Annotated in this window: 16 protein-coding genes and 2 tRNA genes; 10 read left to right on the top strand and 8 right to left on the bottom strand. The window is 69.1% G+C overall.

Going from position 1 to position 24,288, the window contains the following annotated elements:
• Positions 1-202: 202 nt before the first annotated feature.
• Together FHT37_RS03445 and FHT37_RS03440 are read right to left on the bottom strand one after the other, a co-directional pair.
• A complete protein-coding gene (locus FHT37_RS03445) occupies positions 203-631 on the bottom strand; it encodes a DNA polymerase III subunit chi (protein ID WP_183478877.1) in 429 nt (142 codons plus the stop codon).
• Positions 632-677: 46 nt separating this feature from the next.
• Complete coding sequence (locus FHT37_RS03440) at positions 678-2,138, bottom strand: leucyl aminopeptidase (protein WP_183478875.1); 1,461 nt, start codon at positions 2,136-2,138, stop codon at positions 678-680.
• A gap of 28 nt (positions 2,139-2,166) precedes the next feature.
• On the opposite strand from FHT37_RS03440, the gene lptF reads away from it, so the two are divergent.
• From lptF to FHT37_RS03415, 5 genes are all read left to right on the top strand, one after another.
• Positions 2,167-3,366 carry an LPS export ABC transporter permease LptF gene (gene lptF / locus FHT37_RS03435; protein ID WP_091723999.1) on the top strand — a complete coding sequence of 400 codons (1,200 nt, stop codon included), beginning with the start codon at positions 2,167-2,169 and terminating at the stop codon, positions 3,364-3,366.
• Positions 3,363-4,526 carry an LPS export ABC transporter permease LptG gene (lptG, locus tag FHT37_RS03430; protein ID WP_183478873.1) on the top strand — a complete coding sequence of 388 codons (1,164 nt, stop codon included), beginning with the start codon at positions 3,363-3,365 and terminating at the stop codon, positions 4,524-4,526. The genes lptF and lptG overlap by 4 nt, the downstream gene beginning before the upstream one ends.
• An 88-nt stretch (positions 4,527-4,614) precedes the next feature.
• Positions 4,615-5,040 carry a sirohydrochlorin chelatase gene (locus tag FHT37_RS03425; protein WP_091723994.1) on the top strand — a complete coding sequence of 142 codons (426 nt, stop codon included), beginning with the start codon at positions 4,615-4,617 and terminating at the stop codon, positions 5,038-5,040.
• Positions 5,041-5,059: 19 nt separating this feature from the next.
• A complete protein-coding gene (locus FHT37_RS03420) occupies positions 5,060-6,004 on the top strand; it encodes a CysB family HTH-type transcriptional regulator (RefSeq protein ID WP_091723991.1) in 945 nt (314 codons plus the stop codon).
• A gap of 97 nt (positions 6,005-6,101) precedes the next feature.
• Positions 6,102-7,271, top strand: a complete 1,170-nt coding sequence (locus tag FHT37_RS03415; protein WP_183478871.1) for a pyridoxal phosphate-dependent aminotransferase — start codon at positions 6,102-6,104, stop codon at positions 7,269-7,271.
• 34 nt (positions 7,272-7,305) lie between these two features.
• Here the strand turns inward: FHT37_RS03415 and FHT37_RS03410 are convergent, their stop codons facing one another.
• A complete protein-coding gene (locus FHT37_RS03410) occupies positions 7,306-9,399 on the bottom strand; it encodes a hypothetical protein (protein WP_183478869.1) in 2,094 nt (697 codons plus the stop codon).
• A 237-nt stretch (positions 9,400-9,636) separates the two neighbouring features.
• On the opposite strand from FHT37_RS03410, the gene FHT37_RS03405 reads away from it, so the two are divergent.
• The 3 genes from FHT37_RS03405 to FHT37_RS03395 all read left to right on the top strand — a co-directional run bounded on the left by FHT37_RS03405 (position 9,637) and on the right by FHT37_RS03395 (position 11,653).
• Entirely contained in the window at positions 9,637-10,341 is a 705-nt protein-coding gene (locus tag FHT37_RS03405; RefSeq protein ID WP_091723982.1) for a Crp/Fnr family transcriptional regulator, read from the top strand.
• A gap of 70 nt (positions 10,342-10,411) precedes the next feature.
• Entirely contained in the window at positions 10,412-11,494 is a 1,083-nt protein-coding gene (locus tag FHT37_RS03400; RefSeq protein WP_183478867.1) for a phosphotransferase family protein, read from the top strand.
• A gap of 82 nt (positions 11,495-11,576) precedes the next feature.
• Positions 11,577-11,653: transfer RNA gene (locus FHT37_RS03395), tRNA-Pro, on the top strand.
• A gap of 87 nt (positions 11,654-11,740) precedes the next feature.
• Here the strand turns inward: FHT37_RS03395 and FHT37_RS03390 are convergent.
• On the bottom strand, positions 11,741-13,216 hold the full coding sequence (locus tag FHT37_RS03390; protein WP_183478865.1) for a bifunctional diguanylate cyclase/phosphodiesterase: 1,476 nt from the start codon (positions 13,214-13,216) through the stop codon (positions 11,741-11,743).
• 346 nt (positions 13,217-13,562) lie between these two features.
• Here FHT37_RS03390 and FHT37_RS03385 point away from each other — a divergent pair, with 346 nt between their 5' ends.
• Together FHT37_RS03385 and FHT37_RS03380 are read left to right on the top strand one after the other, a co-directional pair.
• Positions 13,563-15,548 carry an OPT family oligopeptide transporter gene (locus FHT37_RS03385; protein ID WP_183478863.1) on the top strand — a complete coding sequence of 662 codons (1,986 nt, stop codon included), beginning with the start codon at positions 13,563-13,565 and terminating at the stop codon, positions 15,546-15,548.
• 172 nt (positions 15,549-15,720) lie between these two features.
• A tRNA-Arg gene (locus FHT37_RS03380) sits at positions 15,721-15,797 on the top strand.
• Positions 15,798-15,838: 41 nt separating this feature from the next.
• On the opposite strand, the gene FHT37_RS03375 is transcribed toward FHT37_RS03380, so the two are convergent.
• The 4 genes from FHT37_RS03375 to FHT37_RS03360 are packed head-to-tail and all read right to left on the bottom strand — an operon-like array spanning position 15,839 to position 24,119.
• Positions 15,839-16,294 carry a hypothetical protein gene (locus tag FHT37_RS03375; protein WP_183478861.1) on the bottom strand — a complete coding sequence of 152 codons (456 nt, stop codon included), beginning with the start codon at positions 16,292-16,294 and terminating at the stop codon, positions 15,839-15,841.
• 43 nt (positions 16,295-16,337) lie between these two features.
• The gene (locus tag FHT37_RS03370; protein WP_183478859.1) at positions 16,338-20,459 is read right to left on the bottom strand and encodes an RHS repeat-associated core domain-containing protein; all 4,122 of its coding nucleotides are present in this window, start codon (positions 20,457-20,459) and stop codon (positions 16,338-16,340) included.
• On the bottom strand, positions 20,456-21,997 hold the full coding sequence (locus FHT37_RS03365) for a hypothetical protein (protein WP_183478857.1): 1,542 nt from the start codon (positions 21,995-21,997) through the stop codon (positions 20,456-20,458). The genes FHT37_RS03370 and FHT37_RS03365 overlap by 4 nt, the downstream gene beginning before the upstream one ends.
• 13 nt (positions 21,998-22,010) lie before the next feature.
• Positions 22,011-24,119, bottom strand: coding sequence for a type VI secretion system Vgr family protein (locus tag FHT37_RS03360; RefSeq protein ID WP_183478855.1), 2,109 nt, complete (start codon positions 24,117-24,119; stop codon positions 22,011-22,013).
• Between the last annotated feature and the right edge of the window lie 169 nt (positions 24,120-24,288).

Genomic DNA, 24,288 nt, shown 5'->3' with positions numbered 1-24,288 from the left:
CGGGGCAAACCCGGATGGTTTTCACAGGAGTGCGAAGGCGCACACAGCCCCTGCGCGAAGAGTGCGGATTTCCGCCCACCCGGCGCCCGACAAGCCCCGCCAGCGCCCTGTCCATGGGCGTCACGGCACCACGCCCGCGCGCGGCGGCACCACCGCGGCGCGATCGGTCGCGGTGAACGTTCGTGGTGATCGACGCCGGCGTTCAAGCCGACATCACGTGATGATTCAGCGTCAGGCCGAGGGCCTTGTAGGCCTTGAATCGCGCGCGTCCCGCGGCGACCTGTTCGGCATCGGTGGAGACCAGCTCCAGCACGCGCTCGAAGCGTTCGATGCCCGGCGGCACGCCCGGCTCGAAATTCAGCAGCACCCGGCACCCGGCCAGCGCGTCGAGCTGGTCCGAGAGCAGGATGGGGGTGCGCTCGCGCAGCAGCTCCGGCGTGTCGCCGCGCAGCAGCAGGTGGGGCAGGAACTCGCCGGGATCGAAGGTCCAGAGCGTCTGGTCGAGTCGCTCGAGCAGCCGCATCGGTCCCCAGACCCCGACGGTCAGCCCGGCCGCCTGCGTCTTGCGCAGCAGGCGGCAGGCGTAGACCTGTCGGTCGGGCACGCCGGTATAGAAGTTGACCTCCGTCACCGGACCCGCCCTTCCCTTGTCAGCTTCCGAGGAACGCGGAGCGCGCTCAGCGGACCTGCGACAGCACGAAGTGCGTCAGCAGGCCGACCGGACGGCCGGTGGCGCCCTTGGCGCCGCCGCCCTTCCAGGCCGTGCCGGCGATGTCCAGGTGGCCCCAGCGGTACTTCGAGGCGAAGCGCTGCAGGAACTTGGCCGCCGTGATGGAACCGCCCTCGCGGCCGGCCACGTTGGCGACGTCGGCGAAGTTGGTCTTCAGGCCGTCGGCGTAGTCGTCGTCCAGCGGCAGGCGCCAGCACGGATCCAGCGCCGTCTCGCCGGCGGCCGACAGCGCGGCCGCCAGTTCGTCGTCGCTCGCGTACATGCCGGAGCGCACGCCGCCCAGCGCGATCACGCAGGCGCCGGTCAGCGTCGCGACGTCGACGACAGCCGCGGGCTTGAAGCGCTCGGCATAGGTCAGCGCGTCGCACAGGATCAGGCGACCTTCGGCGTCCGTGTTCAGGATCTCGATGGTCTGGCCCGACATCGAGGTCACCACGTCGCCCGGCTTGACCGCGCGGCCGCTGGGCATGTTCTCGCAGGCGGCGATCAGCACGACCAGGTTGATCTTGGGCTTGAGCTCGGCCACCGCGCGCAGCGTGCCCAGCACGGAGGCGGCGCCGCCCATGTCGAACTTCATCTCGTCCATGCCGGCGCCCGGCTTCAGCGAGATGCCGCCCGAGTCGAAGGTGATGCCCTTGCCCACCAGCACGATGGGCGCCTGCGTTCTGGCGGCGCCTTCGTATTTGGCGACGATGAATCGCGGCGGAACGTCGGAGCCCTTGGCCACCGACAGGAAGGAGCCCATGCCCAGCTTCTCGATGCCCTTCTGGTCCAGCACCTCGACCCTGATGCCGTGGCTCTTGGCCAGCGCCTTGGTCTGGTCCGCCAGGTAGGCCGGCGTGGCGACGTTGGGCGGCAGGTTGGCGCATTCACGCGCCACCGCGATGCCGGCGCCGATGGCCTGGCCGCGCGTCAGGCCGGCCTTGACCGCCTTGGCCTCGTCCTTGCCGTGCAGCAGGGCGATCTTCGTCAGCTTGGACGCGGCGGGCGCGCTGGGCTTGGTTTCGCGGTAGACATAGACGGCGTCCTGGGCGGCCAGCACGGTCTGCTCGGCCAGGGACTCGGTCAGCTCGGCGCCGAAGCCGGCGTAGGCCACCGAGGCGCCGGTCGCGCCCTTGCCCTTGAGCTGGCCCAGCGCCGCGGTCAGCGCGGAACGCGCCGCCTTGAGCGTCGAACCGCTGGCGGCGACGACCAGGCGCGGGGCCTTCAGGCCGGCGGGACGGACCAGGGACAAGACCTGACCCGCCTTCAGCTCGAAGTCGCCGAGCTTGATGGCGTCCTTGACCAGGGCGGAAACGGTCTTGTCGAGCGACGCCGGCAGGCTGTCGCCGGCGACGATCAGCACCAGGGCGTCGGCGCCGTGCGACGACAGGGCGTCGAGGGACGCGAGCTGAGAGCGAAAGTCCATAATACCGAGAAGTAGATAAAGTGCCCGGATGTTATTCGATTCATCAGTACGCAAAGAACTCGCCCGCAGTTTCGGATTGGCCTTCGTGGTCATCCTGACCATCGTCGTGACGATGCTGCTGGTGCGCTCCCTCGGCATGGCGGCCAAGGGCACGGTGGCACCGCAGCATGTGCTGCTGTCGCTGGGCTACCTGGCCCTGGCCCAGCTGCCGGTGATGCTGAGCCTGTCGCTGTTCGTCGCCGTCGTCATGTCGCTGGGGCGCATGTACAAGGAATCGGAGATGACCATCTGGTTCGCCAGCGGCCTGGGCCTGACGCGCTTCGTGCGGCCGGTGCTGACGATGGCCTCGCCGGTGCTGGTGGTGGTGACGGTCTTGATGACCATCGTCTGGCCGTGGAGCAACGAGAACAGCGCCCAGCTGCGCGAGCAGTTCGAGCAGCGCAGCGACCTGTCCCGCGTCGCGCCGGGGCAGTTCCAGAGCTCCAACGACGGCTCGCGGGTGTTCTTCATTGAACGCGACCCGGCCGACGAGGCTGCGGCGCGCAACGTCTTCATCATGAACAACACCGAGCACCTGGAGTCGGTGACGACCTCGGCGCGCGGCGCGCTGCAATACAAGAACAACCAGCGCGTCCTCGTGCTGGAGCACGGCCAACGCAACGACGTGGACCTGCGCAACGGCGACAAGTCGGTCGCGCGCTTCCAGCAATACCAGGTGGTGGTCGACGACGAGGTGATGCGCGCCGACGGCAAGCGCGCGCCGAAGACGCGTCCGACGCTGGACCTGCTGGTCGACCGCTCGCCGCAGAACGACGGCGAGCTGGCATGGCGCTTCGGCATGATCCTGGGCTGCGTCAACCTGGTGCTGCTGGGCATCGGCATCTCGGCGACCAACCCGCGCCGCGCCAGCAACTGGAACCTGCTGTTCGCGCTGCTGGCCTTCATCGTCTACTTCAACCTGATCAACCTGACCCAGACCTGGGTGGTGGGCAACAAGATGAAGCTGGGGCCCGCGATGCTGGCGCTGCATGGCGGCGCCTTCGTCGTGACCATGCTGCTGCTGCTCTGGCGCGAACAGGGCGCGCGCCTGGGCGCCCCGCGCAGCGGCGTGCTGCCGGCGCCGCCGGAGAACCCGGCCTATGCCGAGACCGTGCTGGGCCCGGTCCCGGCGGGCGTGGTCATCGCGCCGGCCTCGATGTCCTCGTCCACGCCGGGAGTGCCCACATGAGAACCGTGCGGCGGCTGCTGTACCGCGACATCCTCAGCTCCTTCACCCTGGTCATGGCCGGGTTCCTGGCGCTGTTCTTCTTCCTGGACTTCATCGACGACCTGGACCGCTTCCAGCGCCTGGGCCTGGGGCTGGGGCTGGCGGTGTGGTCCAGCGTGCTGAAGCTGCCGGGCCGTTTCTACGAACTGATGCCGATCGCGGTGCTGATCGGCACCATCTTCAGCATGGCGCGGCTGGCGCAGTCCAGCGAATTCACCATCCTGCGCACCGGCGGCCTGGGGCCGCAGCGCGCGCTGGGCCTGCTGAGCGTCATGGCGCTGGCCTTCGCGGTGCTGGCCTTCGTGGTGGGCGACTTCGTCAATCCCTGGGCGGACCGCCAGGCGCAGCTGCTCAAGTCCACCGCCAGCGGCGGCGTCACGAACGCGCAGGGCGCGTGGATGAAGGACCGCATCGGCGACTTCAGCTACGCCGTGCACGTCGGGCGGGCCCGCTCGAACGGGACGATGGAGGACGTGCTGGTCTTCGAGTTCGACAGCAAGGGCGCGATGGCGACCCGGCTGACGGCCAGGAGCGCCACCGTCGACGCCACCGGCCGCTGGCAGATGAACGAAGTGCGGCTGACGCAGTGGTCGCGCGTGGCGACTCCGCTGAGCCAGCCGGCCGCCAACGCGCCGCAGCCCAGGGACCCCGCGGCGCCGCAGGACAAGCTGTCCGAGAACCCCGCCATCCACGAGGTCCTGCTGCCACGCTTCGACTGGCAGAGCCAGTTGCCGGCGGGCGTGGTGTCCGCGGCGGTGCAGCCGACCTGGAACATGTCCACGCTGGAGCTCTACCGCTACACCCGCCACCTGTCCTCGCAGGAGCAGTCCTCCGCGCAGCCGGAGATCCAGTTCTGGCGCAAGGCCTTCTATCCGTTCGCCTGCATGGTGATGGTGGCGCTGGCGCTGCCCTTCGCCTACCTGCACTTCCGCTCGGGCGGCATCAGCGTCAAGGTCTTCGGCGGCATCATGCTGGGCATCAGCTTCGTGGTGCTGAACGCGATCACCGGCCACCTCGGGCTGCTGCGCGACTGGACGCCCTGGCTGGTGGCGTCCGCGCCCAGCCTGCTCTACCTGGGCATCTCGATGGCGGCGTTCTACTGGCTGGTGCGCTATCGATGAAGGGCGGGAGCGCCGCCCGCCGGTCCGGCACCCGCCGGCCCCTGCCCCCGGCCGCGACCCGGCCGCTTCAACCGACGGAGGACTGCTGATGGACGGTCTGCTGCTCTTCGCCCACGGCGCCCGGGATCCGGCCTGGGCCGCCCCGTTCCAAGCCATCGCCGCCGAGCTGCAGACGCGGCGGCCCGACCTGCCGATCGCACTGGCCTACCTGGAGCTGATGGCCCCGGACATCGCCACCGCCGCCGGCGCCCTGGCCGCGCGCGGCTGCAGCCGCATCCAGATCGTCCCGATGTTCCTCGGCGCCAGCGGCCATGTGCGGCGGGACGTGCCGCCGCTGGTCGAGTCGCTGCGCGCGACGCATCCGCGGGTGCTGTTCGTGCTGCACGACGCGATCGGCGAACAGGCCTCCGTCATCCGCGCGATGGCGGGCGCGACGCTGGACCTCATCTCCGGCGTCACCTTGCCCGCCGATCCGCTCGACCCTTCCACCCCGACCGTGCTGCCCCAGGCCTGACGCCTGCGATGACCACGCCATGAACCTGCACCAGTTCCGCTTCGTCCAAGAGGCCGCGCGCCGCAACCTCAACCTGACCGAGACGGCCAAGGCGCTCTACACCTCGCAGCCAGGCGTCTCCAAGGCGATCCTGGAGCTCGAGGAGGAGCTCGGCGTCGACATCTTCTCGCGCCATGGCAAGCGGCTGCGCAGCATCACCGAGCCGGGGCGCCAGGTGCTGAAGTCGATCGAGATCATCATGCGCGAGGTCGGCAACCTCAAGCGCATCGGCGAGGAGTACTCCAAGCAGGACGTCGGCACGCTCTCGATCGCCACCACCCACACCCAGGCCCGCTATGTGCTGCCGGGGCCCGTCACCCAGCTGCGCCGGCAGTTCCCGCAGGTCAACATCGGCCTGCACCAGGGCAGCCCGGACCAGGTCGCCCGGATGCTGATCGACGAGACCGCCGACGTCGGCCTGGCCACCGAGTCGCTGTCGCAGTTCGAGGAGCTCGTCACCCTGCCCGCCTACGAATGGCAGCACGTGCTGGTGATGCGCGCGGAGCATCCGCTCGCGCAGGTCGAGCGCATCGACCTGGAGCAGCTCGCCCAGCAGCCGCTGGTGTCCTACCACCCCAGCTTCACCGGCCGCACCCGCATCGACCGGGCCTTCGCGCAGCGGCATCTGACGCCCAACATCGTGCTCGAGGCGATCGATTCGGACGTCATCAAGACCTATGTCCGGCTGGGACTGGGCATCGGCATCGTCGCCGAGATGGCGGTGCGCGAGGACCCGCCCGGCGGCGAACTGGTGTCGCGGCCACTGGGCCACCTGCTGGGCCAGAACGTCGCGCGCATCGCCTTCAAGCGCGGCGCCTACCTGCGCAACTACGTCTACAGCTTCGCCGAGCTGCTGTCCGACCGGCTCAACCGCACGCTGCTGCAGCGCGCGATGAGCGGCGAGGCCAGCGACTACGACCTCTGACGCGCAACAAGCGCCCACCCGACGCCTTCCCCCGATCCGATCACGGCCACCTCCAGCGCCTCCCCCGCTTCCGACCCGCCCCTTCATTGATCCCACCATGCGTGTTCACACCCCCGTTCCCGCGAGCCGCCTGCCCCAACTGGGGGTGACGGTCTTCAGCGTCATGTCGGCGCTGGCGCAGCAGCACCAGGCCGTCAACCTGGGCCAGGGCTTCCCCGACTTCGACGGCGATCCGGCCTTGCTGGATGCCGTCGACGCCGCGATGCGCGCCGGCCACAACCAGTACCCGCCGATGCCCGGCGTGCCGGCGCTGCGCCAGGCGATCGCCGCCAAGATCCAGACGCTCTACGGCCATGCGTATGACCCGGACAGCGAGATCACCGTCACCGCCGGCGCGACGCAGGCGATCCTGACGGCGCTGCTGGCGGTGGTGCATCCCGGCGACGAGGTGATCGTGCTGGAGCCCGCCTATGACAGCTATGCGCCCAACATCGCGCTGGCGGGCGGCGTGCGGGTGGCGGTGCCGCTGGATCCCCAGACCTTCCGCCCCGACTTCGACCGGCTGCGCGCCGCGCTCACGCCGCGCACGCGGGCGATCATGATCAACAGCCCGCACAACCCCAGCGGCGCGGTCTGGAGCGCGGACGAACTGCGGCAGCTGGCCGAGCTGCTCGACGGCACCGAGGTGCTGGTGATCAGCGACGAGGTCTACGAGCACATGGTCTACGACGGCCACATGCACCAGAGCGTGTCGCGCCTGCCGGAGCTGGCGGCGCGCAGCTTCGTGGTCTCCAGCTTCGGCAAGACCTACCACGTGACCGGCTGGAAGGTGGGTTACGTGGCGGCGCCGGCCGCGCTCACGGCGGAGTTCCGCAAGGTGCACCAGTACAACGTGTTCACCGTCAATTCGGCGATGCAGCACGGCATCGCCGCCTACATGCGCGATCCGGCGCCCTACCTCGGCCTGAGCGACTTCTACCAGCGCAAGCGCGACCGCTTCCGCGCCGGACTGGCGGACTCGGGCTTCGCCCTGCGTCCCTGCCCGGGCAGCTATTTCCAGTGCGTGGACTACGGCGGCCTGCGGCCCGATCTGGCCGCGCTCGACGACATGGCGATGTGCCAGTGGCTGACCCGCGAGATCGGCGTCGCAGCGATTCCGCTGTCGGCCTTCTACGGCGGCGGCAGCGACGCGAAGGTCATCCGCTTCTGCTTCGCGAAGAAGGACGAGACGCTGGACCTCGCGCTCGACCGCCTGAAGCGGATCTGAGGCCGGGCCGGCCGCGGGCGGCCCGCAACGCTCGTCAGCGGCTCTTGGCGTCTCTCGGCGGCTCGTCGTCCACCAGAGACAGGTCCAGGTCGACCGACTGCGTGAGCACCGACCGCGGGGCCGGCATGCCCGGCGGCGGCGGTGGCGACTGCCAGACCATGGTCGCCATCTGGTCCGCGTGCGCCGTCGCATCCAGCGGCAGCACGACATCGATTGACTGCCCGTCGACCTCGTGCTCCGCGCGGTCCCGGGCCACGGCGTACAGCAGCAGCAGGTCGCGGTAGGCCGGCAGGCCCAGGTCGCCGCTGTACTCCTGATGCTTGGACAGCAGGTCCTGCAGCAGGCTCATGCTGCCCTCGGCGTCCACCCAGGCGGCCTCGAGCCGATCGATCAGTTCGTCATGGGCCTCCAGCCCCTCGCCCTCGTTCAGGTCGTCGCTCCACGACGGCGCGCGCGCATGGAACTGCTCCGCGAAACGCGTACCGACGCGATCGAAGGCCTCGCGGTCGCCGCGGCGCTGGTAGAGCTCCATCAGCTTGAGGAAGGGCAGGCCGCTGGCCGCGTCGCGCTGGTTCAGGCGCGAGGACAGCAGCTCGATGGCCGCGTCATCCTGGCCCAGGACCATGAAGAAATCGACCTGCTGCTCCAGGTCGATCAATTCCTCGACGGTCACCAGGTTGCCGACGCCGCCCAGGTCGGAGGTGAACGGCGCCGGCCGCGTGTCGTCGCGATCGAACTGCAGGCTCAGCGGCTCGACCGCCTCCATGGCCTCGAGCGCGGCCAGCGCCTCCAGCGCGTCGTCGGCGGCGGTGGTCGGTGTCCGCGTCGACGCGCGCGCCGGTGGCGGCGTCAGCGGACCGGGCCGGGTCGGTTCCTCGACGGCGGTGAGCGGCATCGGGATCGTCGTCGGCGCCGACGAGGCGGGCGGCCCGTCGGTCGACAGGTGCGACATCAACGGTGCCGGCGAACTGTGCGGATCGGTCGGCGTGAAGGGCGACGGTCCCGTGGGCATAGGCGGCGGCACCGTCGCGACGCCCCGCATCTCCGCCTCGGCGTCCTGACGCGAATCGGTCAGCCAGTGCTGTTCCGCCTCGCGCCGCTGCATGCGGTTGCTGCGCCACAGCAGCAGGCTGCTCGCGGCCAGCGCCAGGCTCAGCAGGCTCAGCCCCAACACCCAGGTCGAGGACGATCCGCCCGTCTCGGCGGCCCGTTCGCGCGCGGCCTGCAGGTCCTGGCGCAGCGTGTTCATCGCGGCGAGCGTGCGCTTCTGCTCCGCCTGCAGGTCGGCGATCTGCCTCTGCATCGCCAGCACCTGCTGGCGGGCCTCCTCGGCGGCGCTGGCCGCGCTGGCGGCGGCCTCGGCCGCCAGCAGCGCGGGCGCGGGCGACTGCAGGGCCTCGGCGGGTTCGAGGCTCAATCGGGGCGCGGACGGCCGTGTCGCGCGATCTTCGCGGCGAACAGCGGCCGGCGCCGCGGCGCGACCGTCGCGCTCGGGGCCAGGGCTTGCCTGCACCACGCGACGGGAGGCGCGGCGCGGGCGCTCGGCCGCGGCGGGCCTGGGCGTCGCGGCCGCGGCCGCGGCCAATGCCGGTTCGCCCGCACTGACGGGCGCCGAAGCACGGGGCGCCTCGGTCACGCGGGCGGGCTGCCCTTCCCGCTGCGCCTGCAGCGCCGGCGACACCAGCGGCACGGTCGTCGCGCCGGCGTCGGCCATCGGTTCGGCATTCAGGCCGGGCGGATCGATGAAGGCGGTGTACTGGCGCGTCAGCCGCGCGCTGCAGCCCACGCTCAGCTGCACCGAGACGATGGGCTCGTCGATGCGCTGCACGCTGCGCAGCCGCACGCCGGTGGGACGTCCGGCGTCGCCCTCGATCTGCCAATGCAGGCCCGAGGCGGACAACGGGTTCTCTCCCGCGCTGACCTCGGCGCGCACGCAGTCGGGCGTGAGGCTCTCACCGGGATTGAGCTGGACGGGGAACAGCAGGTTCAAGGGCTGCCCCAGCGACGAGGCCGCCTGCGGTCGGCCCACGCCGAGACTCCACGCGGGCGCCGACATCACGAGGATGGCCAGCACGAGAACGCTATGCGACGGCAACACGCCGCGCGGGTCGTGATGATCTCGATCCATGCCCGCTGTCATTGCTGTTGGAGTGCGTTTCACTCTAGCACGGCGCTCCCCGGGACAAACCCGGAAAAGCGCCCCTCCTTCGCCCGCGACGCGCATCGCCCGCGCATCATGCGCGCATCGGCGCGGCGCCATGGGGCGCGCCGCGGGTCCCTCACAATAGGCCGGATGAGGTCGCGACACACGCGACCCGTCCGCATCTTTCAGGAGACGGCTGGCCTGTCACGCCAGCGACAAAGCATGAACAGCTCGGTTCTTACAATTTCCGAACGCAACAACATCGAGTCGGGGCCGTGGTTCTCCAAGCTGTCACTGCCGTTGCGCAGCGACATTCTGGCGCGCGCCACCGTGCGTCGCCTCGCCGACGGCGCGCTGATGTCGGTGCGCGGCGAACCGGCCGAGGAATGGATCGGCGTGGCCAAGGGCGCGGTGCGCGTCAGTTCGGTCTCGCTGTCGGGCAAGCAGGTGACGTTGACCTATGTCGAGCCCGGCATCTGGTTCGGCGACATCGCCCTCTTCGACGGCCTGCCCCGCACGCACGACGCCAGCGCCCATGGCGAGACCACGCTGCTGGTGATCCGCAAGCCCGACTTCAAGGACCTGCTGCAACGCCACACCGAGCTGTACGAGGCGCTGCTTCGCCTGAACTGCCGGCGGCTGCGGCTGATGTTCGACCAGGTCGAGGACCTCAACACCCGACCCCTGGCCTCGCGGCTGGCCAAGCAGATCCTGCTGCTGGCGCGCAGCTACGGCGTGTCGCAGGGCGAGGAGGTTCGCATCGGCCTGCAGCTGGCGCAGGAAGACCTCGCGCAGTTGCTGGGCGCGTCGCGCCAGCGCGTGAACCAGGAGCTCAAGGGCTTCGAGCGCGAAGGCGCGGTGCGCGTCGAGCCGACGCGGCTGGTGGTATTGAGCAAGGAGAAGCTGTTGGCCATCGCCAACCGCTGAGCGCCCGGCGACCGATCCCCCGGTCCCCGGAGCGTGTGTTTCGCATCTCACGACAACTCCAGGAGACCTTGTGGACGACGCATTCACCGGCACCCGCGCCCCGACGCATCCGATCGACGCCCAGGCGCTCGCCGCCTGGCTGGCGCGCGAGATTCCCGGCTTCGCCGGCCCGCTGACGATCGAGCAGTTCAAGGGCGGCCAGTCCAACCCCACCTACCAGTTGATCACGCCCGGCGGCAGCTACGTGATGCGGGCCAAGCCCGCGCCGGTGGCGAAACTGCTGCCCTCCGCGCACGCGATCGAGCGCGAATTCACCGTGATGCGGGCGCTGGCCGGCACCGACGTGCCGGTGCCGCAAATGCTGGCGCTGTGCGAGGACGAGTCCGTCATCGGCCGCGCCTTCTACGTCATGGCGTTCGTGCAGGGCCGCGTGCTGTGGGACCAGACGCTGCCCGGCGCGTCGAACGCGGAACGCGCCGCGATCTACGAGGAGATGAACCGGGTCATCGCGGCGCTGCATCGCGTCGACTTCCGCGCGCTGGGCCTGGAAGGCTACGGCAAGCCGGGCAACTACTTCGAGCGCCAGATCGGCCGCTGGAGCAAGCAGTACCAGGCCACGATCACCGGCCCGAACGAGGCGATGGACCGCCTGATCGACTGGCTGCCCGCGCACATCCCCGAATCGGCGCGCGACGAGCGCGAGGTCTCGATCGTGCACGGCGACTACCGGCTGGACAACCTCGTCTTCCATCCGACCGAGCCCCGCGTGCTGGCGGTGCTGGACTGGGAGCTGTCGACGCTGGGCCACCCGCTGGCGGACTTCAGCTATCACTGCATGTCCTGGCACATCCGCAAGACCGGCGCCGCGCGCGGTCTGGGCGGCGTGGACCTGGCGCCGCTGGGCATCCCGGGCGAGCTCGACTACGTGCGCCGCTATTGCGAGCGCACCGGCCGCGCCGATCCGCAGTTGGTGATGAAGGACTGGAACTTCTACTTGGCCTACAACCTGTTCCGCATCTGCGCCATCCTGCAGGGCATCGCCAAGCGGGTGGAGGACGGCACCGCCTCGAGCGCGCAGGCCCGCGAGGCCGCGGCGGGCGCCAAACCGATGGCGGAGCTGGGCTGGGAGATCGCGCAGAAGCTGTCGCGCTGAGGCCCCCGACCTTCTGCTTTGGGAGCAGAGGATCGCGAGTTCCCGGGCAGGCGAATTTCCAGGCTACAATCTGCGGCTTCGTCGGGGCGTAGCGCAGTCTGGTAGCGCATCTGCTTTGGGAGCAGAGGGTCGCGAGTTCGAATCCCGCCGCCCCGACCATTTCTCCAGAAGAGCCGCAAGGAGCAATCCTCGCGGCTCTTCGTTTTTTCAGAGTGGCGACGCGCGGCCGCGCTCTGGCGCTCTGGATCAGCGCCTCGCATCCAGCGGCACCGCCGCGGTCTCCACGAAGATCGACGGCCGGAAGCCCTCCGCGCGCCCTTCCGTCGACTTGTCCGGCTCGGCCGCCAGCACCTCGATCGCGAGCGCCGTCATCGGCTTCGCGAACAGGTAGCCCTGCAGCTCGTCGCAGCCCATGGCCACGAGCTGGTCGCGCTGCGCCGCCGTCTCCACGCCCTCGGCCACGACCTTCAGGTGCAGCACGCGGGCCATCTCGACGACCGCGCGCACGATGGCCTGCGCCTGGACGCTGGTGGCGACATCGGCCACGAAGGCCCGGTCGATCTTGAGCTCCTGCGCCGGCAGCTGGCGCAGCGCGGCCAGGCTGGAGTAGCCGGTGCCGAAGTCATCGATCGACACATGCACGCCCAGCGCGCCCAGGCGCTTGAACGCGCGGCCGGTGACCGTGGCGTGCTCCATCGCGACCGATTCGGTGATCTCGCAGGTGAAGCGCTCGGGCCGCAGGCGATGGCGCCGCAGGCCTTTCTCGAGGCGCCCGATGAATTCGTCCGAGCGCATCTGGTAGCCCGACACGTTGATCGCGACGCGCATGCGCAGACCCATCTCGCGCCAGCGCGCCGCCTGCGTGAGCGCGGTGTCGGCCACCCAGTCGCCGATCGGATCGATCAGGCCGTAGCGCTCCGCGATCGGGATGAAACGCGACGGACTCACCATGCCGAGCGTCGAATGCCGCCAGCGCAGCAGCGCTTCCACGCCGGTCACCTGCAGCGTGCGCGCATCCATCTTCGGCTGGTAGACCAGCTCCAGCTCCCGGTTCTTGATCGACTCCCGCAGCTCGCGCGCCATCGTGAGCTCCTCGCGCAGTTCCTCCTCCTGGACCGCGTCGAAGAAGGCGTGGCCGTTGCCGCCCAGGCGCTTGACCGAGCGCATCGCCGTCTGCGCGCGGCGGATCAGCCGGATCGAGTGGCCATGCTCGGGCGACATCGCCACACCCACCGACAGGCTCACCGTCACCGGCGTCGTGCCGACCAGGACCGGCTCGCCCAGCGCCTCCAGCACCTGTCGCACCAGGGCGTCGGTCTGCGATGCCGGGACCTCGCTCCACAGGGCGAATTCATCCCCCGCGAGCCGCCCGACGAGGGACCGCTTGCCGGCGAGCTGCCGCAGCCGCTCGGCGGTGCGCACCAGCAGGTGGTCGCCGTGGTCCTTGCCGTGCTCTTCGTTGATCAACCGGAAGCCATCCAGGCCGATGTAGAGCAGGCTGCCCTCGCCGCCGCGGCGCTGCAGCGCGTCCAGCAGCGCGGCGAACTCGTCCTCGAAGCGGCGCGCCGGCAGCAGCCCGGTGAGCCGGTCCCGACGCCGGGCACCGGACGCGCGGCCGAACTTTCCTTGGACCGCCATCAGCAGGACCAAGGTCAGGACCACGCCCAGCAGGACGCCCAGGAGAACCCACATCAGCGTCAACAGCGGCTCCAGATGCAGCAAGGAGGAAGTGGGGATGCTAGGCGCTGAACGCACTTTCGTGCGGCGGCAGCACCGGAATGCGGGGGCCCGTCCGATCGGCGCGCGGTCCGGGCGTGAAGAACTCGGCGTGGCGCGGGCGTCGTCCGCGCCGACGGACACGGGGTTCGCAGCCTCAGCGCGACACCCCACCCGTCAGGGCGATAGGCGGGTGGCGATCAGGGGAAACCCCATGCGAGGGCTCGTGTCAGCGCGATGTCAGGCAGGGACAATGCGCGCTGTTTTTTTGTTTCAAAAGAGCGTCCTTCCTGGTCACGAGCCTGGAGCCGGGCGCGGCAACGGGCAACCCCGGAAGAGGATCGAGCACAGCATGGCGCTACAGCATTTGACCGACGAGCAGGTGCAGACCTGGTCGCGCGCGCAGAAGGACGAGTGGTGGTTCAAGAACGTCTTCCGCGGCGACATGGCGCAGCTCTCGCTGCGTTCGGGCTTCACCGGCTTCATGCTGGGCGGCATCCTGGCCGCGACCTCGCTGTACATCGGCGGCAAGACCGGCATCAGCGTCGGCGTGGGGCTGACCTCGGTGATCCTGGCCTTCGCGATGTTCCGCATCTTCGCGTCGCTGGGCTGGGCCAAGGACTACACGATCCTGGAGAACAACTGCACCCAGTCGATCGCCACGGCCGCGGGCTACGTGGTCTCGCCGCTGTTCTCGTCGCTGGCGGCGTACATGCTGTTCGTCGACCACATCGTGCCGTGGTGGCAGATGATGATCTGGATGATCGTCATCGCGGTGCTGGGCGTGCTGGTGGCGTTCCCGATGAAGCGGCGCTTCATCAACGAGGACCAGCTCCCCTTCCCCGAGGGTCGCGCCTGCGGCGTGGTGCTGGACTCGCTCTACACCGGCGAGGGCGGCGAAGGCATGTACAAAGCCAAGCTGCTGGCCAAGGTGGCGGCGGGCGCCGCGATCTACCAGGCGCTGATCAGCGATGGCTGGATGAAGCTGCTGCAGTTCAAGCTGCTGCGCATGGACAAGTGGGCCGGCATGACCGAGCCCTGGACCTTCCATGAGCGGCTGGACCAGTACTACTACGGCATGGCGGCCAAGGCCGAGATCTGGATCCCGAAGATCCTGGGCACCGACATCCGCGCGCTGGGGCTGCGCCTGACGCTGGACGCGGCCATGCTGGGCGTGGGCGGGCTGATGGGCATCGCGGTGGCGACAAGCTGCCTGCTGGGCGCGTTCGTGAACTTCGTGGTGCTGGCGCCGATCATGATCCAGGCCGGCGACATCGTGCAGCGCGTGGCGCCCAACGGCGCGCCGATCCCGATCTCGCGGGCGGAGATCGTCAACCAGTGGTCGATGTGGTGGGGCGTGGCGATGATGGTCGCGGGCTCGCTGACGACGCTGCTGGCCAAGCCCGACCTGTTCGTGGCGGTGTTCAAGTCCTTCCGCCGCAAGCCAGGCCAGGCCGGCGGCGGCAGCGACCTGCTCAAGGACATCGAGGTACCGCTGTGGATCTCCTTCGTCGGCGTGCCGGTGATGGGCGTGCTGACGGCCTACATCGCGCACCTGTTCTTCGGCGTGCCGGTGGGCATGGCGCTGATCTCGCTGCCGCTGATCCTGGTGCTGACGGTGATCTGCACGAACTCGATGGCGCTGACCTCGTGGACGCCGACGGGCGCGCTGTCCAAGATCACGCAGTTCACGATGGGCGCGATCGACCGGACCAATCCGGCGTCCAACCTGATCCCGGCGGGCATGACCTCGGAGATCTCGTCGAACGCGGCGAACCTGCTGAGCGACATCAAGCCGGGCTACATGCTGGGCGGCAAGCCGCGTCACCAGGCGATCGGTCACGTCATCGGCGTGGTGGCGGGGGTGCTGTTCTGCGTGCCGCTGTTCTTCCTGCTGTTCGTGCCGAAGAACGCCGAGGGCCTGCGTTCGACGTCCACCATCATTTCCGAGCAGTTCTCGATGCCGGCGGCGGTGCAATGGCGCGGCGTGGCGGAGATCATCGCCAACGGGCTGCACAGCCTGCCGGCGTCGGCGCTGATCACGATGGCGATCGCGGCGGTGTGCGCGGTGGTGATCGAGCTGATCAAGATGGCGACCAAGGGCAAGTTCCCGCTGTCGTCGGTGGCGATCGGCCTGGGCGTGGTGCTGCCGCCGGAGTCGACCTTCGCGATGTGGGTCGGCGCGATGATCTTCTTCGTCATGGGCAAGGTCCACAAGACGCCGGGCACGTCGGGCTGGAAGCGCTGGGTGGATGGCTGCGAGCCGATCTGCGCGGGGCTGATCTCGGGCGCGGCGCTGATGGGCATCGGCAACGCGATCGTGAACGTGCTGATCTGATCTTCAGCTTGTCGACAGTCGATCGACCATGGATCGACTTCGAACCGTTCCCCGGCCGTCGGTAACGGCGGTTCGCATGGCACAATTCGGGCCCTTCGGAGGCGTGGGAACGCCCTCCCGGGGCCCGAAGTCCGTTCTGGACGAAGGCATCGATCGGTCTACCGATTTCCGTCTGCCCGTAGCTCAACTGGATAGAGCAGCTGCCTTCTAAGCAGCAGGTCGGGGGTTCGAGTCCCTCCGGGCAGGCCAGCGTGGCTTCGCACTCATGGCATGGCCTTGGCACCGTGCGATCACTGCTTCTGCAGTAGCGCCTTCAGGTCATCGAATGCATGCGGCTCGGAATATGAGCCAAGCTCAAAGACATCTCCGTTGGCGAGTTCGCCGGCGAATTTCCAATGGCCGTCGGGAAGTATCACCAGATAACGGCCTTCCGAGAATTCGCCTTCGCCTGTCGGGTCTCCGATTGCGACCTCGGTGTCAAAGACCGACGCAAGATGAGCGGCGAAGTTCACGCAATCCAGATCGGTCCGATCATGCGCGAGAGAAATATCGCACAGGGTTCCATATCCTTCATCCGCGTGATTCACGGAAAGCCCAAATTGCGCCCCGCCGTCGCGCATGAGAGAGTCGATGAATTCTTCCGAAGAAACAACGAGATCGGCTTCCACGCCAAAGTGCGCCGCCAGTTCACACTTGAGGCTCTCGTGAGGAACCTGTTTCCTCAAGGAAATTTCCCATAATTCCATTCTTCACTCCCGCAAATCGCTCATGGTCGGAGGCAGTGACGCGCTAACCGCCGCATGACGAAGCGCTGTCGAAGAGTCGCTGCAGCCGCTTCACGCCGGCACGATCGATATTGCCGACCCGCAGATAGGACTCCGCCATTTTCCTGGTGCCGCCCTTCATTCCTCCATCCTTCATCATGGAGGTCAGGATCTTGAATTCAGCCTGACTGATTCGAATTACCCCGGGACCCTCTTTGAGAAATACCTGCACACGGCCATTTTTCATTCTATCGTTGTGATACCCATAGGTCCTTCCTGAGGACGCTCTGAGGGTATGGCCACCGACGTCGTGCGCTTGGCCCGCTTCGATTTCCCTGAGGTCGGCGTCGACGTCCGTATGTCCGAGCGCAACGCTCTTGAGCACCTTCTTCCCGCCGTCACCGAATCGAGTATTGCTCTTGATCTTGTTGACCGAATGGGCCGGGCTCATGTCGGCCCGCGTGCCCGGCGGAAAGGGGTAGAGCCCCAACGGGTCGCTCCAACCCAGCGGATTGGGCGCAAAGGCATAGCCATTGATCCCGCCAAACAGTCCGATCGGATCCTGACCGGTGAACTGCCCAGCGATCGGATCGAAATAGCGGTGCAGGTTGTAGTGCAGGCCCGTCTCCGGGTCGCAGTACTGCCCCTGCAGTCGAATCGGATTGCTGACGACATCCACCCGGACATTGGCCTGCCCCCAGACCTCATGCGCCGCCGCCCACACCACGCGCCCGTCGTCGGCCGTCAGCCGCGTTGGACACCCGTTGAGGTCGTTGTGGTAGCGGTAGCTGCCCTCGTCGTCCAGGAGCGCCAACGGCTCGAAGCTGTCGGGGTAGTAGACGAACTCCCGCTTTGACGGCAGGCTCGTCTCCGCCAGCAACGCGTCGTCGTCCCACGCGAATCGGATCGCCTTCCCCGCTGTCTGCTTGAAGACTCTCCGCCCCATCGGGTCGTAGCCGTAGACGGTCTCGGCCTCGTCCGGCTCCGCGTCACCGAAGGTCGCTCGCCTGCGACTGCGCACCAGCCGCTGATTCGCATCCCACGCCAGCGCCAGCGTCTTCGGCTCCTCGCCGTCCAACTGCCGCTCATCGCGGCGCTCGATCAGGTTGCCCGCCGCGTCGAAGCGGTAATGCACGCCCTCGCACCAGCCCTCGCGCCGCCAGGTGCCGTCCCGCTTCACGCCCGTCGTCAGCCGATCCCCGGCCGGATCCTGGAAGAACTTCTTCAGCTTCCCCTGCGGATCGATGTGCTCGACGATCTGTCCGAGCGGGTCGTAGCGGAACTGGTCCAGGCCGTACTGGCTGTCCTTGCGGTGCGTGAGATTGCCGGCGGCGTCGTAGGCGTACTGCGTGCTGAAAAGCCACTCCGACTCGCGCCGCACGCCCTGACCGGTGAGCCGGCCCTCGGCGTCGTACTGGTACTGCCGCTCGAGGCCCGGTGCCAGCGTCTCCTTCACCACCTGCCCGTTCTCGTCCCGCTCGATCGTGATCGGCGGTTCGTCGTTGATGCGGATGGCCGTGGGCTGTCCGAGCGCGTCGTACTCGTAGGCCACCGTGTTGCCGGCGCTGGTCTCGCGCCGGATGCGACGGCCCAGCAGATCGAATCCGTTCTTGATGACGAAGTCGCCCTGCTGCTCCTCGATCAAGCGTCCCTCGACATCGAGCACCCGCTTCACCGTCACATGCTCGTTGGCGCAGCCGGTGAGGTTGCCATTCGCGTCGAAGTCGAAGGTCTCCTCGAACTGGCGTCCCGCCGCGAACGGATGCTCGAAGCGCTTGCGCCGGACCCGGCCGAGCTTGTCGGTCGTGAAGTCGATGACACGCCCCAGCGGATCGACGCTCTGCTTCAGATGCCCGGCCACATCGAAGACATACCGCGTCGCCTGCCCCCAGTAGTCCACTTCCTCGACCACGCGCCCGAGCGCATCGCGCCTGAGCTCATACATCTCACCGCGCTGGTTGCTCACGCCGATGAGCTGCTCTTCCGTGTCGTAGTGGTACTGCACCACGTGGCCGTCAGGCTGATGGCGCTTGGCGATCAGGCCTTGCCCGAAGTACTCGAAGCGCGTGCGCGCCCCGTTCTCGTCCTCGTGATGCGTCAGGTTGCCCTGGGCGTCGTAGGCGCAGCGGATGCGCGCGCCCGTGGGCAAGGTCGCCTCGACGAGCCGCCCCTTGCCGTCGTAGCGATAACGCGTGGCACGGCCCATGGGATCCGAGCGCTCGAGCACATTGCCCAGCAGGTCTCGCTGGAGCCGGGAGACATGTCCCAGCGCATTCCTCACGCTGACCAGCTGGCCATCGGTGTCATAGCCCAGCCGCGTCGTCGCCTTCAGCGCGTCGCTCACGCTGAGCAGCAAGCCGTCCGCGCTGTACTCGTAGGCCGTCACCGCGCCGAGCGGGCTCGTCTGCTCGGCCAGCAGCCCGCGTTCATCCCATCGCTGACGCCAGCTCGCGCCATTGGGATCGGTGATCGCCACCGGCTTGTCGCGCGCGTCGACCTCGATCGACATCGCGCTGCCGTCCGGCCGCGTGAGCTTCAGCAGGTTGCCGCGCTCGTCATAGGCGTATTCGGTCCGGTGGTTCGCCGCGTCCACCACCGCCGTCGTGCGGCCCACCTCGTCGTACTCGAAGATCGTGCGGCCGCCCAGCGGATCGATCTCCAGGATCGGCAGGCCGTGCTCGTCGCACTGGACCGTGGACACATGCCCCAGCGAATCGGTGATCCGCACCTCGCGGATCGCGGGCCAGTAAGCGAACTGGTAGTCGTACAGCCCGCCGTCGCCCCACGCGCGCACGACCTGCCACTCCTCGTCGCCTTCGCCGCGCTTGTCGTACTCGTAATGGAAGGACAGCCCCGTCCGGTTGGTGTGCCGCACCATGTGGCGGCCGTCGTAGGCGAATCGGTAGGGGTGGTCCAGTTCATCGCGGACCGCCGTCAGGCAGCCCTGCGCATCGTGCTCGTAGCTGACGAAGGTGTGGCTGAACTCGGCCTCGGCCACGTACAGCGAGAGCGACCGGATGAAGCGCCCGGCGTACTCGACCAGCAGATGTCGTCCGCCCGATTCGCGGATCGCGCTCAGCCGGCCCTCCACCCATTCGTAGAGCAGCCAGTTGCCGCACAGGTCGCTGACGCGGCCCAGCGGCACTTCCCGCAGCTGCCCGGTCACGGGGACCGTCAGCGACTTCGGGAAGTGATAGGTCAGATCGCCCTTGGTGCGCACCCGCCACTCGTCGCCGTGGTCGCTGAGCCGCGCGCCATCCATCAGCTCCAGCACCGCCGCCGCGTCGCCCTGCGCGGCCGGCAGCGCGGGGAAGAGTGCCGGCCCGGCATCCGGATGGAAGAACACCACGCTGCCGTCGGCCGCATCGATCTCCAGCCGCGCATCGGCCGGACTCTCCCAGCCGACGCCGCACGCCCCCACCCGCTCGCGCCCCGAGGCGTAATTGCGCACCCAGTCCATCGGGACACGCCAGGGCAGGCTGAAGTCCACCTGCTCGACACTGACCTCGCCGGTCAGGATGTTCACCGGCTCCGCGCGCAGCACCTTGCACTTCAGGAAGCCGGGGTCCATGTTCTTGAAGAGCTTCTGCCGGAACTTCTTGAAGCCCGCGCCCATCGCCTTGCCGAGCCGGGACTTGGCCAGCTTGCCCAGGCCCGCGAAGGCGCCGCGCGCGATCATGCCGGCCATCGAGATCGTCGGCGCGCCGCCCACCTTCACCGTGTTGGGGATCGCCAGGTTGAAGCTGGTGGGCAGCAGGTTGGGCAGCTTGAGCTTTTTCTTCTTCGGCCGCGGCGGGCTGGGCATGCCCGCGATCTGGCAGCCCAGCACCGGCAGCGCGAGGTAGGACAGCGGATCGCCGTCGGCCACCACGGTGGCGCTGCCCATGAACAGCTCGTCGTCCTTGTCCGGAATCATCGGCGCGAACGGGAAGCCGGGCGGGATGTGCACCACGATCGCCGAGGTGCCGGCCGTCGCGCGCTTCATGCCCATCACCTTGACGGTCGCGCCGATGAAAGGCAGGTAGTCGAAGGGATCGAACACCACCGACAGATGCGGCGTCGGCAGCGGCACCGGTCCGGCCGGCGTGGTGCACAGATGGATGTCGATGCCCAGCTGCGGGTCACCGTGCTTGGCGGAGAGATTCATGCGGCGGATCCTTGGGCGGTCGACGGCGCCGCGGCGGGGCCGATGGCGCCTGGCATCGCGATCGGCCAGGATGGACCGAACAGGCCTCGTGCCTGTTCGAACAGCTCGAGGAAGGCGGCGCTGCCGCCGGCCGCCTCGCCGTCCGCCCTCGCCTGCGCCGCATGCTGCAGCGCCTGCTCCTCGTCGAGGTGCTCGCGCTCGACCCGGCGCAACTCGGCCACATCGGCGGACGACTCCAGCGCCGCGGCCTGCTGGTCCAGACGCCCTCGCCGGCTCAGCTGCTCGCGGTCGAGGTCGCGCCGGATCGCCTCGATGCGGCCAGCGCGCTCCGGATCGACGAGCCGCAGCAGCTCGAAGCAATGCAGCGGCAGCGTCGTCATCGGCCGCGAGGCGGGCCGCAGCCCCTCGCCGACGGCCAGCGCCGGACGCCCGAAGGCCAGCGCCGCATCGGCATCGCCGGCACGCGCCAGGCAGAAGCTGCCCATGCGCAGCGCCTCCAGGCGCATCAAGGGATTGGGCAGCGCGGCGGCCAGTTGCTCGGCGGCCTGGTAGCACGGCACCGCCGCGCGCGGCTCGCCGGCCGCGATCAGCGCCGCGGCCTCGCCGAACCAGGACTGCAGCACCAGCTGACCGCCCGCCGGATGCCCCGCCTCGCGAGCGGCTTCGGCGGCAGAGCGCGCATGGCGGTAATGGTTGACGGCCTCGTCGCAGCGCCGCTCCTTGAGCATCACGCCGGCGGTGAGCAGCCGCACCGCCACCTCCTGGTCGGGCCAACCCTGCTGGCGCGCGAAGGCCAGCGCGTCCCGCGCCTTGAGCTGCACCTGGTCCGCGGAGCCCTTCTCCGCGAGCGCGAACAGTCCCGTGAGCAGGCTGCGGAACACGCCGCCCGGCCCCACCGCGGGCTCCTGCGCGAAGGTTTCCTGCGCCACCGCCCAGGCATCGAGCGCCAGCGGCTGCACCAGCACATCAGGACGATCCTCACGCGCCAGCCGCTCCAGGCGCGGCGCGCCATCGGCATCGGGCACCAGCAGGCGCACGCCATCGGGCGCGCCGGCGTCGAGCGCGCGGGCCACCCAGGCGGCCCAGGCCTCGTCGTCGGTCACGCTCGCGGGCGAGAGCACGGCGACGAGCTGCCCGAACACCGGGTGATGCCCGGCCAGCGCGGCCAGCGCGCGCATGAAGGCCGCGGCGGTGTCGGGGACCTCGTCCGGTTCGAAGCGCCAATCCGGCGTCTGCCCGGCCTGGCGCAACTCGTCGTGGCTCGCGGCGTACTGGCCGGCCAGCGCTTCCTTGAGTGCGCGCGAATAGGCGATGGACTGCTCGAACGGCGCATCGAAGACGACGAAGGTGTCGCCGCCGACGCCGCCGGTGGCGTCGCCCGCGGGCGCATGCCGCTGCATCTCGAGGAAGGCGTCGAGCAGGCGCCTGCCGCCGTCCGGCACCTGCCACAGCAGCAGGCGCTTGTCGGGCTGGTCGACGAACGCCTGCCAGTGCTGCAGCAACTCGGCGAGCCGGCGCTGCACCGGATTGATGGCCATGGCCATCCTTTCTTCAGCAGTTCAGGGAGATTTCCGTCCCGTTGACCGACACGCCACTGGCATCGACCTTGATGACGGAGCCGCCGGCGCTGATCGTGATGCTGCCGGCGTCGATGACGACGGTCGACGAGCCCACGCCCAGGGTCAGCGCGCTGGCCGAGGTGTAGCTGCCCGCGCCGGTCGCATGCAGGGCCATGGTCTCGGTGGCGCCCTGCGTCAGCGGGCCGCTCGCCTGGACCGCGAGCGGGCCGGTGACGGCCTGGCTGTAGCCGCCGGTGACGGACTGCGTGTAGCCGCCGGTCACGGTCAGGCGCTTGCCCGCGCTCACCGTCTTTTCCTCGCCCGCGGTGACCGTCTCGACGAACTGGCCGTTGACGGTGTTCTCGCGCTTGCCGTTCACGGTGTTGGTGACATCGCCATGCACGGTGCGCGCGGTCACGCCGGTGATCGTCTGCGTGTAGCCGCCCGCGGTGACCGTCATCTCATGCCCGGCGTTCACCGTCTCTGCCAGCTTGCCCACCACGCTCATCGTGCGGTCGGCATTGACGGTCAGGGTGTCGTTGACCGACACGGTCGTCGTGCGGTTGTTGTTGACCGTGTTGGTCTGGTCGTGCAGCACCGTCGTGGACATGTCGTACTGCGCATGCAGGGTCATCTGCTCCTGCCCGGCGGTGTCGTTCATCGACAGCTCGTTGTAGCCGGCGCCCTTGTGCGTCCTGGACTTGATGCCGCTGACCACCGCGCCCTCGGGCAGGCTGTAGGGCGGCATCTGCTCGGCGTTGTAGAGGCGGCCGACGATGAGCGGCTGGTCCGGGTCGCCCTCGAGGAAGTCGACGACGACCTCCTGTCCGATGCGCGGGATGGAGACGCCGCCCCAGCCCTTGCCGGCCCAGGGCTGCGACACGCGGATCCAGCACGAGCTGCGCTCGTCGCGGCGGCCGCGCCGGTCCCAGTGGAACTGCACCTTCACCCGGCCATAGGCATCGGTGTGGATCTCTTCGCCGCCCGGCCCGGTCACGGTGGCGGTCTGCGGCCCCGGCACGATCGGCTTGGGCGTGCGGCGCGCCGGCCGGAACTGCTGCGCCGCCGGGATCGCGGCGAACTCGCAGCGCAGGTCGGTTTCGCCGCTGCCCGATTCGCTCGCCGCCTGCCGGACGGTCAGGCGGGTCGACGTGATCAGGTACTGGCCGTTCTGGTCATCGCGCGGATGCCGCGTCATCGCCAGCAGCCGGCCGACGCACACGCCCTGCGCATTGGTGCTGCCCGCGAGCAGGCTGAAGGCGCTGTGCAGTTCGTCCAGGCGGTCTTCCGCGTACTGCGCGCCGTCGGCGGACTGCAGGTAGCCGCCCGGGAAGTCGAAGATCTCGCCGTCGGCCAGGTCGTGCGCATGGGCCCGCGACTGCTCGGTCAGCAGCGAGGTCGAGGGCCGCTCGAAGTCGTAGTCGGTGAGGACGACCTTGCCGGGCTGCATGCGCTGCTCGCTGGTCCAGCGGCCGATGTGCTCCAGCAGCGGCGGCGCCTGCTCCACGTTGCCGTAGAACGGCAGCGACTCGCACCCCGGCGCGCTGTCGTGCGCGCTGGCCGCGTCGCAGAGCACCAGCTTGTGGCCGCGCTCGTCATGCTCGACGTGCCAGTAGATGCCTTCGTGCTCCAGCAGCCGCGCGACGAAGTTGAAGTCCGTCTCGCGGTACTGCACGCAATAGGTCCAGGGGCGGTACGGCCGCATCAGCTTGAACTCGAAGCGCGCCGCCGCATGGTCCTGGAACACCGCGGCCACGATGTCGGGCACGCTCATGTCCTGGAAGATGCGGCAGTCCGCGGTGCGCGTGAGCAGCCACGGCCAGGGCCTGAGCGTCATTTCGTAGACGGCGTGGCGGCCCTCGAAGCCGCCCTGCGCGAAGCGCGCGACATGCCCGCTCAGCCGGCGTGGCGCCGCATCGCGCAGCGCGATGACGACGGCCACCGGCTTGCCGAGCAGGTCGCCGGCGGCGATGTCCAGCCGCTCGCTGAGCAGGCGGAGCTGGATCTCGCCGAGCTCGCTCAAGGCCTCGGTGGCGTGGCACTCGTGCACGCGGAAGGTGCCGTCGGGCAAGGGGGATTCAAGCCGGAGGGAAGCGGTCATGTCGCGCGGTGCTCGGTGGGGCCTGCATTAGAGGCAGCGCCCCCCGAGGGGGTAAAGCGACGAAAGTCACCAGCGGCCGGCACGCCAGCGCGACGGCGCCGCCAAGGGGTGACCTTCCGCATGGGCACGCCCGGGCGCGCCGGCGTCCGCCGCGGCGCCCGCGGACCGT

Source organism: Mitsuaria sp. BK037, from assembly GCF_014193045.1.
Taxonomy (GTDB): Bacteria; Pseudomonadota; Gammaproteobacteria; order Burkholderiales; family Burkholderiaceae_C; genus Roseateles.
This window is presented reverse-complemented; position numbering and strand designations above follow the sequence as displayed.